Raw genomic sequence first — 15,297 nt, 5'->3', positions numbered from 1 at the left:
ACGCAAAATTAGCTCGTTTATACTTTAACTTCAGCATACGCCACAAACCACATGAAAAGCTTACGAACTCACGATATCCTAGGGGGATAATAAGATAACGCCATGTAGATGGCAGAAAGTGAATTCGAATGAAGTTTATCCATACCTCAGATTGGCATCTTGGCCGACAGTTTCATCACGTCTCTTTGCTTGACGATCAGCAAGCCGTTCTTGACCAGTTAATCCAATACATTGAAAACAACCCTGTTGATGCGGTGGTAGTTGCTGGTGATATTTATGACCGTTCTGTCCCACCAACCATTGCGATTGAGCTACTTAACAAAGTAGTAAAGCGAATCTGTGGTGAGCTAAACACGCCGATGATTTTGATTTCTGGTAACCATGATGGTGCAGAGCGCTTGGGATTTGGCTCTGAGCAGATGAAAAATGCGGGCCTTCACATTATCAGTAACTTCGAAGACATGCTTACCCCTGTTGTTATTGAAACCGAAAGCGCAGGGCAAGTGGCTTTTTATGGCATGCCTTATAACGACCCTGAGCAAGTCCGTTTTGCCTACCAAGAACCCGTTTCGACCCACGATCAAGCGCACAAGTTACTTGCAGAAAAAATCGCTGAGCAGTTCCAATCAGAGCAACGCAACGTGTTAGTCAGCCACTGCTTTGTCGATGGTGCCATTGAGTCTGAATCTGAGCGTCCACTTTCGATTGGCGGTTCCGACCGCGTCAGTCACGAGCATTTCCTCAACTTTGACTATGTGGCGTTGGGGCATCTGCATCAGCCACAGAAAAAAGGCGAAGAATACATTCGTTATTCTGGCTCATTGATGAAATACAGTTTTGGTGAACAAAATCAGAAGAAAGGTTTCACGCTGGTGGAAATTGACCAAAACGGGTTTGTCTCGGCAGAGCACTTTAACCTTACTGCACCTCATGAGATGCGAATCGTTGAAGGTGAACTTGAACAAGTGATAGAGCAGGGCAAAACCGATCCGAAAAACGAAGACTACTTGTTGGTACGTTTGATGGATAAGCACGCGATCTTAAACCCAATGGAAAAGCTACGTACTGTTTACCCGAATGTTTTGCACCTAGAAAAACCGGGCATGTTAATTGGTGTCGAGCAAGAAATGGCGCAAGCGAAATTGGCGAGAAGTGAGATAGATATGTTCCGAGACTTCTTTTCGGAAGCGCAAGACGGCCAATTATCGCAAGAACAAGATCAAGCGATCAGTGACATCATCAAACAACTTTCTCAGCAAGCTCAGTAAGGACCAAACATGAAACCCATTAAACTGACAATGCAGGCTTTTGGTCCGTTTGCTCAAACAGAAACGATTGAATTCGACAAGCTGGGAACTAACCCTCTATTTCTTATCAATGGTCCTACTGGTTCGGGTAAAACCTCGATTCTCGATGCGATTTGTTTTGCTCTTTATGGTGAAACAACGGGTAACGATCGCCAAGGTATTCAAATGCGTTGCGATATGGCAGCGCCAACGTTATTGACCGAAGTGACGTTAGAGTTCTCTTTGCACGGTAAGTCTTATCGAGTGATTCGCTCACCAGAACAAGAAGCACCAAAGGCGCGTGGTGAGGGCATGACGGTGCGTAAGCATACCGCAGCTTTGTATGAGATTACGGACGAAGAAAAGCTCATCACCAGCAAAACAACTCAAGTAAAGACAGAAGTGACCAATATCATTGGCTTGAACGAAACTCAGTTTCGCCAAGTGATGGTGTTGCCACAAGGTAAGTTTCGAGAGTTGTTACTTGCGACATCCAAAGAGCGGGAAGAGATCTTTGGTCAGCTATTCCAAACGGATATCTACAAGAAGATTGAATACGCACTGAAAGACAAAGCGAGTGCTATTAGCAAAGCCAAAGACGAGTTTGATAACCAAATTCGAGGCGCACTGCAGGTGGCTGGTGTTTCTTCAGAAGCGGAGTTGACAGAGCAGCGCGAAGCCTTATCTGTTCAATTTGAATCTGTACAAAAGCAAGAGCAAGAATCTCTGGCGCAATTAAATGCGGTAAAAACGGAACTGCAAAAAGCAGAAGCACTGAGCAATGAGTTCAAAAAGCGCGAGCAAGCCGAAATTGCATTGAAGCGACATTTAGAACAGAGCGATGCTGTCTCATCACGTCAATTGCAGTTAGACAATGCGAAGAAGGCAAGCAAGGTTGAGTTGCCTTATGTCACGTTACAAAATGCCTCAAAGCAAACGCAAGGACTTGAGCAAAAGGTGGCTAAGCTTTCTCAAGATCTTACTGTGGCAAATGACGCGGTAAAATCCAAAGAAGGCGCATTGCAAACCGCGAAAGAACAAGCCGCACAATTGCCAAAACTGACAGAGCAGCAATACCAACTTGAAGGCATGAAAGGAAAGTTGGTTGAAAAGTCAGAGCTAGAGAAAGCCATTAACGCAGGTTTGACGCAAAAGTCGGAGTTTGAGGCAACGCTCAAGAAATATATCGCTCTGAAAGAGAAGTTAACGCTAGAGGCGCAACAAGGTCAGAAGTCACTGGATCAAGCTCGAGTTGATGTCGCTAGTATTGGCAGTGTAGAGGCTGAGATAAAACAGCAACAACGTTTGATGCAAGAACTACAGAAGCTAACTGGCTTAAACCAAGAGCTAGCGAAATTGGATGCATTGACGTCTAGTAAACAAGCTTCGGTTGACCAAGCAAAAGCGCGATACGTAGAACTTCAACGCTCAGCAGATACACTTGAATTGAGCTGGCACAATGCTCAAGCCGCTGTATTGGCTCAGCGCTTACAAACCGGTGAAATGTGTCCGGTGTGCGGTAGTGTAGAACACCCTCAGCCCGCTCAATTTGTTGGTGAAGAGGTAACAAAAGAGCAAGTTCAGCGTGCTCGAAACACGGAGCGAGAAGGGCAAGTCGCGCTCAACCAATTGAACAATCAGTTGGAGCAGCACAATATCGCAGTCGGACAATACAAGCAGCAGATTGAGCAACTATCCGTTGAACTCGGTCATAACGCATCAATGGATTTAAGCGCTTTACAAGCGTCCATGCAGCAGCTCAATGAACGTCTACAGCAATTGTCATCGATTAACTTGGTTCAGTTGGAACAAAGCGTCAATGAGTTAAACCAGCGTTGTGTTACCGGGGAAGGTAAGATCAATGATCTCCAAAACCAGATGGCAGCGAATGAATCGACGATAAAAGTGAACCAAGAGCAACTGGCTAAACTGTCTGCTTCGTTAGATGCTAAGTACTCATCTCTTGAAGTTCTTGAACAAGACATTGTTGCGATTCAAAAGCAGATTATGGATTTGAATACTTCATTAGAGACTGCACAAAATCATTTGCAACAAGCTGTACTGGCGAAGACCAATATTGAAAGCCAACTGACAACTAATCAACAGTGGTTGAATGAGGCACTCGATCGTTTGAACACAGCCAAAACTGATTGGGCGCAAGCGTTGCAGGCTAGTGCATTCGAGGATGAAGCACAATTCCTAACAAGTAAAGTTGATGAAGCTGAGATGCAGGTTTGGCAGCAAGAAATTGACGCGTTCAAACAGACTCAAATCAAGCTAGAACAAACATTGGCAGACTTGAGTTCAACGTTGGCAGACTTGGTGTTGCCTGATATAGAAGAGCTTAACGTTAAGTTAAACAGTGTTCAGCAAGGTTATGTTGAAGCGCGAAATCAGCTTGATAGCACGCGCTCTTTGTTTGAACGTCTAGAGAAAGTCCGTAATGACATCGCGACGTTACATGACAAGAACACTAAGTTAGAAGACGAATATAAAGTGTTTGGTACCTTGTATGACGTTGCAAGCGGTAAAACGGGTAGCCGCATCAGTCTGCACCGATTTGTCCTTGGTGTGTTATTAGACGATGTATTGATTCAAGCGTCACAGCGTTTAAGTCTGATGAGTAAAGGTCGTTATATCTTGGCTCGTAAAACTGAAGGCTTTAAAGGTGCGGCAGGACGAGGCTTGGATTTGGTAGTAGAGGACAGCTACACAGGTAAAACGCGTGATGTTGCGACGTTATCAGGTGGTGAATCTTTCATGGCAGCGTTGGCATTAGCGCTCGGTCTATCTGATGTTGTGCAGTCTTACAGTGGCGGTATTCGCTTGGATACGCTGTTTATTGATGAAGGTTTTGGCAGCTTAGATCCGGAATCTTTGGATCTTGCGATTCAAACCTTGGTCGACTTACAACAAACGGGTCGCATGATTGGCGTGATTTCTCACGTTTCCGAGCTGAAAGAGCAAATGGCGCAACGCATTGATGTCGAACCGTCGCGACTTGGTTCTACAGTTTCTGTGAAGTCTCAGATGGCATTTGATTCTTAATCAGTACTGGAAAATATGAATAAACAAAAAGCCCCACTAAATTACGGTGTAAAATAGCGGGGCTTTTTGGTTCTCAGTTTCGAAGCATTTATTGTTCGCAGAAGCGACCTTCTTTCGGTGATTGCGTAATCGCATATTCACCATCAAGGTTGCGATAAACAACCGTGTTCCAAACTGATCCGTCATTCAATTCAAACTCTATCGCGTAGTTCACACCACTCACAATTTGTGCATGAACGGACAAGATCTGTTTAAACGAAGCGAGAGTTTCCATTTTGTTTAGGACAAAGGCCATTGCCTTTTGAGCGTCTGGGGTAGCATCGAATTCGTTCCACCCACCTGGCATATTTCCTTGTGTATTACATACATCTGCCGAGGTTGTTGACTGTGTCGCTTCATCTTGAGTTTTTTGCTGACATCCGACAAGCAAAACCAAGATTGCGCAAGCTGACACTGTTTTTAATTTCATAAAAATAACCTCTATTTATGTAAGCCCGCATTATATAAGTTGGCGTTCCAGCCCAATGTCTACGTTGTGCAAACTTTTTATATGAACAGGGTTAAATCCTGATTAAATCGTTGCGAGCGAGCTCCAAAAAATAGATTTTGGTTAACTTTTTGCCTAATTTTGCTAGTAAGTCACGCTTAAGAGCGAACGCTAATTTCCTATTCATTTCGCGTCGTGAATTAAGACCACAATTATAAAATAGACTTGGAAAACATAACTTTGCACGTGTATCTGTTTTCGCAATACAGCCATATAATCCAATAAAAATTCATTAGGCACTAATATAAAGTGCTGAATGATTGTTGTGATGAAGCAAAATGGATGAGAGGTAACACGATGAAGCAAAAAGCGCTATATCTAGCAGTAGCATTGGGTTTGAGTGGTCTTTCAAACGTAGCATCCGCCAATGAAATGGTGAATCCAGATGGCGGTGTTGTAGTCGGTTATTGGCATAACTGGTGCGATGGGGCTGGTTACAAGGGCGGTAATGCGCCGTGTGTGACGCTGGATGAAGTTGACCCAATGTACAATGTGGTTAACGTCTCCTTCATGAAGGTGTTCAATACCAGCGAAGGCCGCATTCCAACCTTTAAGCTCGATCCAAATATTGGTCTTTCAGAACAACAATTTATTGATCAAATTAGCGCACTAAACCAACAAGGACGCGCCGTTCTTATTGCGCTTGGTGGTGCAGATGCGCACGTCGAGCTGAAAACTGGCGATGAGCAAGCATTCGCACAAGAGATCATCCGCCTTACTGATAAGTTCGGCTTTGATGGTCTGGATATCGATTTAGAGCAATCTGCAGTAACCGCGTCAGACAACCAAACAGTAATCCCAGCTGCACTTCGCCTTGTAAAAGAACACTATCAACAGCAGGGCAAAAACTTCCTAATTACGATGGCGCCTGAGTTTCCATACTTAACAGAAGGTGGCAAATACGTTCCTTATATTACTGGATTAGAAGGGTACTATGATTGGATCAACCCTCAATTTTACAACCAAGGTGGTGATGGCATTTGGGTTGAAGGTGTGGGTTGGATTGCACAAAACAATGATGCGCTAAAACAAGAGTTCATTTACTACATTTCAGACTCTCTATCGAACGGTACACGTGGTTTCCATAAAATTCCGCATGACAAATTGGTGCTTGGTATTCCATCTAACATTGATGCAGCAGCAACGGGCTTTGTACAAGATCCTCAAGATCTTTACGACGCGTTTGACCAACTTAAAGCGCAAGGGCAGGCACTTCGTGGCGTAATGACATGGTCAGTTAACTGGGATATGGGCACCAACAAGAATGGTCAGGCGTACGGTGAAAAATTTGTGAAGGATTACGGTCCGTTTATCCACGGTCAGACTCCACCACCGCCAAGTGAAGGCGAGCCGGTGTTTAGCGGCATCAACGATGTTCGAGTGCATCACGGTAGTGCATTTGATCCGTATGCAGGTGTTACCGCATCTGATAAAGAAGATGGAGACCTAACTAACAGCATTACTGTCGAAGGTTCAGTTGATGTGAACACCGTTGGCACTTATGTTTTGGTTTACAGTGTAAAAGACAGCGACAACAATGAAACCAAGCAAAGCAGAACGGTTGTTGTTTACAGTCTTGTGCCTGAGTTTGAAGGTGTCGCGGATACAACTATCCAGCTTGGTGATGCATTTGACCCAATGGCAGGTGTAAAAGCCACGGATGCAGAAGAGGGTGATTTGACTGATCAAGTTCGTGTAGAGGGCCGTGTAGATGTGAACGTTCTAGGCGTCTACAACTTGGTTTACCGCGTAACGGACAGTGCTAATCAAACTACGACAGCTCAACGCTCTGTGATTGTTTCTGATGGCAGCAGTTACCCTCCGTATGAATCTGGAAAAGCGTATGAAGCAGGTGACATTGTCACAGGTTCAGATGGCAACTTGTATCAATGTAAACCGTGGCCATACACTGGGTGGTGTTCAAACCCTTCTTATGCGCCTGGTGAAACCGTTTATTGGTCAGACGCATGGGATAAGTTGTAATTAGCTCATGAATCATTGCAAGCCTCCTTAATTGGAGGCTTTTTTATGCGCGTGACTTCACATCTCATTGAATCAAAGCTAGAACTTTAGAGCGTAATCATTAGTATCCCGCCTCCGCATTTTCCACACTTACCTATAGTTGGAATGCGTCGCTCTTTGTCAATTCGGTACGGTCACCTAGGAGGATTTAATGAAAAGGATCAATGTAGTAGGCAGCAGTGCAAGCGGTAAATCGACGTTTTCAAAGCAGCTCGCAATGAAATTAGGTGTCACGTACATAGAAATGGACAGGTTGTTCTGGCTTCCCGATTGGAAAGAACTCGATGATGAGACGTTCTTCGATAAAGTCGTGGACGTAACTCAACAAGACGCTTGGGTACTCGACGGGAATTACAGCCGAACACAACCATACAAATGGCAAAGAGTCGATACCATCATCTGGCTCGATTATTCACGTTCTATCACCACTTATCGTTCCATAACTCGTGCTATTAAAAGGGCATGGACTCAAGAAGAGTTTTGGGAAGGAACTGGCAATAGAGAAAGCTTTAGAAAAGCGTTTTTGAGTACAGACTCGATTATTTGGTGGTCGGTTAAGAATTACCGAAAGAATCGAAAGCGTTATCTAAAACTGAAAGAGGACTTAAAAGGTTCGCCTATCGAGTTCATCCACATCACTTCGCCAAAAATGGCACAAGATTTTCTTGGTTCTCAAGATTTTATAAATAGATAAGTAACTTATTTAAGTGACTTTTTGGCAACGGCTCGCAGCTGTGTAAATCCTGACATTCCGCCTCCGTTAGATGATGAATACTAGGGTCTGTTGACCTTTCGCTGCAAAAATCAGCTCGAAAGATTAACAGACCCTAATAACGTTCCCGTCGTATTCATTGTGGAGGTATTATGATCGGTTACGAGGAAATGGCGATATCCGGCTACCTAGGTTGGTTACTCACTGTTTTGTTGGTTTATCCCTTTGCCTATGTTGGTATTCATATCGGTGTCTTCGATATAAAAGTCCGTACCAAGGTCAGCCGTTATTTCAATCGTATAGTATTAGCTTTGATTGCATTTCTACTGATTATGCATATGCAAACCGAAGTGGTTTACGGCAAGTACTTTCTTGGTCTTTGGGAAGCACAACAATAACTTTGATCGCATTAATTCCCGTCGCCTTGTGCTAAGTTGTCGAAATTGAAATAAAAATCGACAACTTAGCATGAAGCCATACGACATATATTTTCTTCATACTTCACCCGTACACATTTCACCTTTCTCCGAACTCATGACAGAGCTCGCACCTGATTTAAAAGTCGCACACTTTGCCGATGCTGACTTGTTGGAACGTTTGGTTGCTGGAGTGGATGAGTCTAAGGTGAGGCAATCAGTACAAGACAAAGTACGCGAGCTTTCTGAGCAAGCAAACTTGGTGGTTTGCACCTGTTCTTCAATTGGTCGCTTTGCTGAATCGCTTACGGAGCAGGGCGTTAACGTTCAGCGTATCGACCGCGCGATGGGTGACCAAGCTGTAACTCATGATCGAGTGTTGTTACTCGCGGCATTATCGACAACCATTGAACCTAGCTTGGCGTTACTTGAGACAAGTGAGGGCAATTGTATCCGTCAGTTAGATACGTTTGTGGTTGAAGGTGCTTGGGAGCGTTTTCTCGACCAAGATAACCAAGGTTATTACGACAAGATCAAAGCGGTAATAGAGCAAAAGGCTCGTGATTATGACGTAATCGTATTGGCACAAGCTTCGATGTCAGGTGCTGCATCATTAGTTGATGTCGATATTCCAGTATTAAGCAGCCCACGTTTAGGCGTAAAAAGGGCAATTGAAACCTTAAGGGCATTCCATGCAAATAACTAGTTGGATTCAGCTTTGCTTGCGCGAGCTTGAAGGGGCGCCCATAAAAGAAAATTCCGATATCGAAGCGTCTTTTGCTGAGTCCGAACGTTTCTCAAAATGGAAGACAAGCAAAAGAGAAGTACGCTTCGAAGAAGTCAGCGATCGTTGCTGGATCAAGAGTTGCACAGGTGGCTACATCACAGAGGTGCACTTATATGCGGATGGTTCACTCGATGAATACACCTTGTTTGGACGTCTTCATATCAAAGGGCATTGGGAACTAGAGGCTGGCGTACTTCATATCACGATCTACAAAGGTGAAAACACTTATGAACTTTCTGTTGTGGGAAACCGTGAACCTTCCATCCACTCTGCGATTGAATACAAAAATGGAGAAGTGCACTCCTATCTAAAACTGACTCCAATTTCTCAATAGCAATTTAACAAGAACGAGCACCACAATATGGACATTGTATTTGTAAGGCATGGCGTGCCAGATTTTACGTTAGCGGATGAGCGGCAGATGACTCAGCTTGAGAAGGACTATGCGCCGCTTTGTCGAGAGCACTTGCCCGTGCTGCAAGAAAAACTCAATCATCCAGCCTTCAATGATGCTGAAGTCATCATCAGCTCTCCTTACACAAGAGCCCTTCAAACTGCAGAAATTCTCAATCGTCATCGCGATTTGCCTTTGTTTGTTGAGCATGACTTGAGAGAGTGGCGTGCTGACAAAGAAGGCGGCTACATTACATTGAATGAAAGAGACCGACGCTGGCTCGAATACCGAGAGCTGTTAAAAGCGGGTATTCCAATGACCGACCGTCGCTACGAACATGTTGATGAGCTAAAAGCACGGGCTGAGTTGGTGCTGGATCGTTACCGCCAATATCGAAAGGTTGTTGTCGTGAGCCACTTTAATGTGTTTGAAGCACTACAAGGTTTCCAAGAGGTAGGACTGTCCTGTGGAGAATTTCGATACATTAACTTCTGATCGATTTTTTACCTTCTATAGTAAAATCAGTCACTAACTTAATTTCAGGTTGCTGTATGAAATCTCTTAAAACACTTTTACTTTTGTCCCTTGCAACGTTGTTTGGCTGTACGTCTAAACCGGACGGCGTGGAGCCGGTCAACAATTTTGAACTTCAACCATATCTAGGCAAGTGGTATGAAATTGCGCGTCTTGATCATTCCTTTGAGCGTGGTTTATCGAATGTGACGGCTGAATACGAGTTACGTGAGGATGGTGGCGTAACGGTTATCAACCGAGGCTATTCAGAAGAAGTTAAAGAATGGACGCAAGCTGACGGCAAAGCGTATTTCGTTGATGGTGAAAACACAGGGCATTTAAAAGTGTCTTTCTTCGGTCCGTTTTATTCGTCTTACATCGTATTTGAACTAGGTGAGAACTACGACTACGCGTTTATCTCTGGTTTCAATCACGACTACCTATGGCTACTGTCACGCACACCAACTGTCGATAAAGCAACGGTCGAGCGTTTCAAACAAGTAGCAAAAGATAAAGGCTTTGCGTTGGACGAGCTAATTCTCGTAGACCAAACCAAATAACGCGCGAAATGATCGCCTTATAACAACGATCTGTGCTTCATAAAACTCAGTGGTGTCTGTCCGGTTTGTTTCTTAAAGAACGCAATAAATGCGCTATCTGATGAGAACTCCAAACAATGGGCAACATCACTGACTTGTCTTTCTTCACATAAGAGCTCAATAGCCTTAAGTAGCCGCCATTGTTGACGCCAATCTTGATAAGACATGCCAGTCTCAGCCTTAAATAGGCGAGTGATAGTTTTGCTGCTCGCGCCAACGGTTTGTGACAGTTGGTTTAACTCAGGAGCTATAAAATCACCCTTGGTCATTGCCTTGCGAAACCCTGTTAAACGCCTATCAGAAGGCAAGGGTAAAGAGAACTCAAACTGCTTCGCTTGGTAAAACTCTTCCCAAAACAAAGCGCTCGTTGCTTGTGTTTTCGTTTCTTCAATATCCCACTCCCATAACGCAATTTTGTCGATCAGTGCTTTTAAAAGATCGTTCACCTCAATCATCACTATCTCATCAGGGCAGGTGTATTTACTGCAATCGAAATAGAGTGAACGGTAAGCCACAACGTTGGTCATGACAGCTCTGTGAGAAGTATGCGGCGGAATCCACACCGCTTTGGTTGGTGGTAAGGTGCAAATAGAGTTATCGAGTGCGAACGTCATGCAGCCTTGTGGCGCATAAAGCAATTGTCCTTTCTTGTGCTCGTGCATACCGGAATCATGTTTGCCGACATCCGCTGCGATGCCAACCACGCTCGCGGCAATTGCGTCCGCATCAAATCGAGTATTATCTTCAATAATTGCCATTTGTCCGAATCTTGATGTTTATGGTTTTAATGTTGTTAATAGGTAAAGCATAACGCCTTCTATACTGCACGCCAAGTTAAGTTCGTTACCCACTTAAATATCTGTAGGAGTGGGACAGAGAGGTAAAAATGAAAACGAAACCTTCTATTGGATTGATGGTGGTGATGCTGATGTTTCCGCAAATTGTGGAGACCATTTACAGCCCAGCACTTGGCAACATTGCTCAGTCATTTGCTGTAACGTATTCGCAAGCGGCGCAAACCCTATCTATCTATTTTTCTGCATTTGCTATTGGCGTGGTGGTTTGGGGAATCTTGGCAGATAAGTGGGGCAGACGCCCGACCATGCTGGCAGGGTTGCTGGTTTACGGCGTATCTGCTTTGGTCGCTATGCAAACAGAAAGCTTTGACGTGATGATGATGGCTCGCGCGTTCAGTGCTTTCGGTATTGCGGTTGGGTCGGTCGTGACACAAACCATGCTAAGAGACAGCTTTTCAGGCGATGAGCTAAGCAAAGTATTTAGCGTTATGGGCATGGGTATTTCCATTAGCCCAGTGATTGGCATGTTGCTCGGTGGTCAGTTAACAGCACTCGGTGGCTATCAGGTTGTGTTCTTTATGTTGTTTATTTTGGCGCTTGTTTTGCTGTGCTACAACGCGGTTAATCTACCTGAAACACAAACTCAAAAGCAGCCGCTAAATATAGGCTCATTACTTGGACGAATGTTGAAAGATGCTCAAATCTGGCAATCTGCGTTGTTGGTTGCGCTCTACAACATTGCTTTATTCGCATACTACCAATTAGGCGCATTCACTTTTGAGCAGCTCGGACTGAGTTCTGAACAGTTCGGATACAGCGGTGTGATATTAGGCGTTGGTACCTTAATCGGCAGTTTGATGAACAAGTCATTGTTAGCAAAAGGTCGCTCACAAACGCATTTGCTTTGGATTGCATCAGCATTTTTGATCATCGGAGGCTTCGGTGTGTTTATGCTGCAAACATCGATTTGGTTCTTGGCCCCAATGTTGTTCATTGTGATGGCATTTGGTGTCGCGATTCCAAATGTTCTGAGCACCGCTTTAGTTGATTACAAGCAACAAGCGGGCAGTGCAGGAGCATTACTAGGATTAATGTACTACTTGATGATTGGTTCGGGTCTAGGTTTAGCTGGAATGATTCAAAACCTTGGATTTGTACTTATGTCGTGTGCAGCTTTGGTTTTATTGGTGACATTGTCACGCAAAGCTTAGCTGAAACTGTTGAAGAGACCAACAAAGAAAAGCCCTGCAAGTTATGCAGGGCTTTTTTGTTATTGTTTTGAGTTTAACAGTCTGAAATTACGAACTATTAAATTCAAAGGTATTACTTAATCAGTCGAACAACCAAAGCGCCTGGTGCTCGGATCGATTCAATGTTGTGGCTCAGTACCGTGCCTTCTGTCGGGGCTGTATAACGCTGAATCTCATCACCAAAGCTGTCGTATTGAATTGCAACCAATTGACCTTGTTCTACCTTATCCATCATCTTCACTTGTGGTAGTACAAAACCACCTAATTCAGCGCGAATGCTGATGATGTCTTTGCCTTCTTGGCAAGGCGTGATCTCTGCAACTTCACCAGTTACTACGTCATGGCGAGCAAGGATATTGAAGATGCCTGTCACGGTACGGTCGATCAGCTCTTGTTCTGTGTAACGACCCATGCCCACCTCGATGGTGATGCTTGGAATGCCGCTGTTGTTCCAGACGGTTTCAAGTACACCTGCGTCACCCGGATCGTTAAGAATCGCATCTGGGTTAATGAGGCGAGCCATTTCCAGAGATTGCTCAATACGGAAATCGGCAAACACGTACAGTGGGTAAGCAGCACCAGTGGTTTGAGTGTGCAAATCAATCGCCAGCTCTGCGTTTGGCTTTAAAAGGTTATTCCATAAAGCAAACAGGAAGCGGTTTGCTTCGTTGCCGTTTGCATCGCCAGGGAAGAAACGGTTTAAGTTTGCAGGAGATGCATCTGGATCAGCAGAGAAGAAGTCACGGCTGTGGTTCAGCATACCCGTCAGGTTGATGGTCGGAACGACAGTTACAGTACCTGCGATGTCTTTACCAATCAGTTCACGAGCGGTCTTTTGCGCCGCTAAAACACCGTTGTATTCGTCACCATGAACACCTGCTGTGATCATGATTTTCTTACCCGGTTTTTCGCCTTTGAAAACCAACACAGGCAAGTGTTGCCATTGAGAGAGGGCGTTGGTTGCAATACGGAACCAAAACTTATGCTCGCCTGCAGGCAAGTCTGTTACGTCAAGAGATTGAATGACTTGATGACCTTGAATTACGTCATCCAGAAATTGTGTTGCCATTAAAGTTGTCACTCCAAAACATCTTACTTCGATGCTTGTTTGCCATACGGCTTGAATTAAAAAAGGCGAGAACTTGTCTCGCCTTATTCTTTATACCCAAACTCCGCTTTCGCGTTTAAGTTGCTTGGGGATATTGGTAATCGGTTTACGCAAAACCCATCACGTGAGCTGCGACGACGACAATGCTCGATAGGGTAAAGAGTAATAGCATAAAGCGCCAGCAGAATTTCGCCCAGTCACCCCAGTCGATACGACATACACCCAGTGTTGCCATTAGAGACGCTGAAGTTGGAACGATAACGTTAGTGAAACCGTCACCAAGTTGGAATGCTAGAACGGCTACCTGGCGTGTAACGCCAGCGATGTCTGCAAGAGGAGACAATAGAGGCATCGTCAGCGCTGCTTGACCAGAACCTGAAGTCACGAAGAAGTTGAAGATAGATTGGAAAACATACATCAACCAAGCCGCGGCAACGTCAGGAAGACCGCTGATCACGCCACCAGCGCTATTCAGGATCGAGTTCAGTACGCTCGCTTCATCAGTAGTACCGCCACCTAGGATAAGCAATACACCTTTCGCACAACCAACCAATAGAGCAGGAGCAAGCATGATTGCTGCACCTTCTTTAAATGCGTCAGCCGCGCAGTTTAGCGTCATGCCGTTTAGACGGAAGATCGTACCGATGATCGCAACGACAAAGCCCATTGTGAAGAATTGAGACGCGATTTCTGGAATGTACCATGCGTTAGCCACTACGCCCCAAACAACCCATACTGTAGTTGCGATAACCGTAAGGATTACTAGGGTGTCACCTAGGTTCCAACGAGAATCGTGATCACCTAGCTCTTGCTGACGGAAGTATTTGTCAGTACGACGGCTGTAAGAAAGCTCAGGGTTTGCTTTGATACGCGATGCGTAAATCATAGTGAAAGCAATACCAATCGCGGTAAATGCAGCCCAAAGCCCCATACGTACAGTCATACCAGACAGAACCGGAATACCAGCAATACCTTGCGCGATCGCTACCGAGAATGGGTTCATCCAAGACGTTGCAAAACCAATCTGAGTCGCAACATAGGTCACCATTACTGTAGTAATACCATCGTAGCCAAGGCGAACCATTAGTGGCGCGATAATAATCGCAAATGCAACGGCTTCTTCACCCATACCAAATACTGCGCCGCCCAAAGAGAACAGCAAGAACAGAACTGGAATGAATAGCGCTTCGTTACCTTTGGTCTTATCGATAAGGCGAAGGATACCGTTATCGATTGTGCCTGTGCGCATTACCACACCAAATGCACCACCGATAACCAACATGAACATGATAACGCCAATCGCGCTGCCCCATTTAGAGCCTGAAACCAGACCTTCGAATGGGAAGTTCATTAGACCAATACCACCGCCTGAAGCGAACAGTCCAACCTTGTTGTAAACCAATTCACCGTTTTCGTCGGTTGCATAAGAGAAAGAAGATGGATCGATAACAGTACGAGTTTTTTCTGCACCGTCGACCATGTAGGTCACCTGTTGGCTATCGAAATGACCAGCAGGAATTAAGTAGGTAAGAATCGCAGCAAGAATACCAACAATGAAGATCAAAATGAGGGTATCAGGCATCTGCCATGATTTTGGGGTTGCCGCCGATTCCGATGGCTGAGCGTGTGTGTGAGACATAACCTATTTCACGTCGAATTATAGAAAGCATGAAATATCGATAAAATAGAATAAAAAGTCAATATTAACTGAGTTGATGAACTATAAATTCATCAATAATTTGATCTAAAGAGGGTTGATTTGCTTATCAATGATTTAATGGTTAATTGTTTTGGTTAGATGTTGTGCGAATGAAAACG

The 15,297-nt window shown here is 44.6% G+C and carries 14 protein-coding genes; 10 read left to right on the top strand and 4 right to left on the bottom strand.

Annotation, left to right across the window (positions count from 1 at the left end; genetic code table 11):
• Positions 1–128: 128 nt before the first annotated feature.
• Both NL647_RS04645 and NL647_RS04640 read left to right on the top strand, forming a co-directional pair.
• Positions 129–1,268 carry an exonuclease SbcCD subunit D gene (locus NL647_RS04645; RefSeq protein WP_050937858.1) on the top strand — a complete coding sequence of 380 codons (1,140 nt, stop codon included), beginning with the start codon at positions 129–131 and terminating at the stop codon, positions 1,266–1,268.
• A 9-nt stretch (positions 1,269–1,277) separates the two neighbouring features.
• Complete coding sequence (locus NL647_RS04640) at positions 1,278–4,334, top strand: SMC family ATPase (RefSeq protein WP_253649720.1); 3,057 nt, start codon at positions 1,278–1,280, stop codon at positions 4,332–4,334.
• An 88-nt stretch (positions 4,335–4,422) separates the two neighbouring features.
• Here the strand turns inward: NL647_RS04640 and NL647_RS04635 are convergent, their stop codons facing one another.
• Complete coding sequence (locus tag NL647_RS04635) at positions 4,423–4,803, bottom strand: cystatin domain-containing protein (protein ID WP_009699049.1); 381 nt, start codon at positions 4,801–4,803, stop codon at positions 4,423–4,425.
• Positions 4,804–5,178: 375 nt separating this feature from the next.
• Here NL647_RS04635 and NL647_RS04630 point away from each other — a divergent pair, with 375 nt between their 5' ends.
• The 7 genes from NL647_RS04630 (at position 5,179) to NL647_RS04600 (ending at position 10,285) form a co-directional block, all read left to right on the top strand.
• Complete coding sequence (locus tag NL647_RS04630; protein ID WP_253649719.1) at positions 5,179–6,864, top strand: immunoglobulin-like domain-containing protein; 1,686 nt, start codon at positions 5,179–5,181, stop codon at positions 6,862–6,864.
• Between the two features lie 190 nt (positions 6,865–7,054).
• The gene (locus NL647_RS04625; protein ID WP_253649718.1) at positions 7,055–7,597 is read left to right on the top strand and encodes an adenylate kinase; all 543 of its coding nucleotides are present in this window, start codon (positions 7,055–7,057) and stop codon (positions 7,595–7,597) included.
• Positions 7,598–7,767: 170 nt separating this feature from the next.
• Complete coding sequence (locus NL647_RS04620; RefSeq protein WP_253649717.1) at positions 7,768–8,013, top strand: hypothetical protein; 246 nt, start codon at positions 7,768–7,770, stop codon at positions 8,011–8,013.
• Between the two features lie 70 nt (positions 8,014–8,083).
• On the top strand, positions 8,084–8,737 hold the full coding sequence (locus NL647_RS04615; RefSeq protein ID WP_367618285.1) for an amino-acid racemase: 654 nt from the start codon (positions 8,084–8,086) through the stop codon (positions 8,735–8,737).
• On the top strand, positions 8,724–9,152 hold the full coding sequence (locus tag NL647_RS04610; protein WP_253649715.1) for a hypothetical protein: 429 nt from the start codon (positions 8,724–8,726) through the stop codon (positions 9,150–9,152). Before NL647_RS04615 ends, NL647_RS04610 begins: the two co-directional genes overlap by 14 nt.
• A gap of 27 nt (positions 9,153–9,179) precedes the next feature.
• Positions 9,180–9,707 carry a histidine phosphatase family protein gene (locus tag NL647_RS04605; protein ID WP_253649714.1) on the top strand — a complete coding sequence of 176 codons (528 nt, stop codon included), beginning with the start codon at positions 9,180–9,182 and terminating at the stop codon, positions 9,705–9,707.
• Positions 9,708–9,763: 56 nt separating this feature from the next.
• Positions 9,764–10,285 (top strand): lipocalin family protein, encoded by a 522-nt coding sequence (locus tag NL647_RS04600; RefSeq protein WP_253649713.1) that lies wholly within the window; start codon positions 9,764–9,766, stop codon positions 10,283–10,285.
• A 17-nt stretch (positions 10,286–10,302) separates the two neighbouring features.
• On the opposite strand, the gene NL647_RS04595 is transcribed toward NL647_RS04600, so the two are convergent.
• Positions 10,303–11,082, bottom strand: a complete 780-nt coding sequence (locus tag NL647_RS04595) for a helix-turn-helix domain-containing protein (RefSeq protein WP_253649712.1) — start codon at positions 11,080–11,082, stop codon at positions 10,303–10,305.
• Positions 11,083–11,210: 128 nt separating this feature from the next.
• On the opposite strand from NL647_RS04595, the gene NL647_RS04590 reads away from it, so the two are divergent.
• Positions 11,211–12,332 carry a multidrug effflux MFS transporter gene (locus tag NL647_RS04590; RefSeq protein WP_253649711.1) on the top strand — a complete coding sequence of 374 codons (1,122 nt, stop codon included), beginning with the start codon at positions 11,211–11,213 and terminating at the stop codon, positions 12,330–12,332.
• Between the two features lie 112 nt (positions 12,333–12,444).
• On the opposite strand, the gene NL647_RS04585 is transcribed toward NL647_RS04590, so the two are convergent.
• Both NL647_RS04585 and yfcC read right to left on the bottom strand, forming a co-directional pair.
• Positions 12,445–13,440, bottom strand: coding sequence for a succinylglutamate desuccinylase/aspartoacylase family protein (locus tag NL647_RS04585; protein ID WP_253649710.1), 996 nt, complete (start codon positions 13,438–13,440; stop codon positions 12,445–12,447).
• Positions 13,441–13,585: 145 nt separating this feature from the next.
• Positions 13,586–15,118 (bottom strand): putative basic amino acid antiporter YfcC, encoded by a 1,533-nt coding sequence (gene yfcC / locus NL647_RS04580; protein ID WP_080992052.1) that lies wholly within the window; start codon positions 15,116–15,118, stop codon positions 13,586–13,588.
• Positions 15,119–15,297 lie beyond the last annotated feature (179 nt).

The organism is Vibrio sp. Y29_XK_CS5, assembly GCF_024181835.1.
In the GTDB taxonomy this organism is placed as follows: Bacteria; Pseudomonadota; Gammaproteobacteria; order Enterobacterales; family Vibrionaceae; genus Vibrio; species Vibrio harveyi.
Note: the sequence above shows the minus strand (reverse complement) of the source record. Positions and strands in the feature narration are given on the sequence as shown.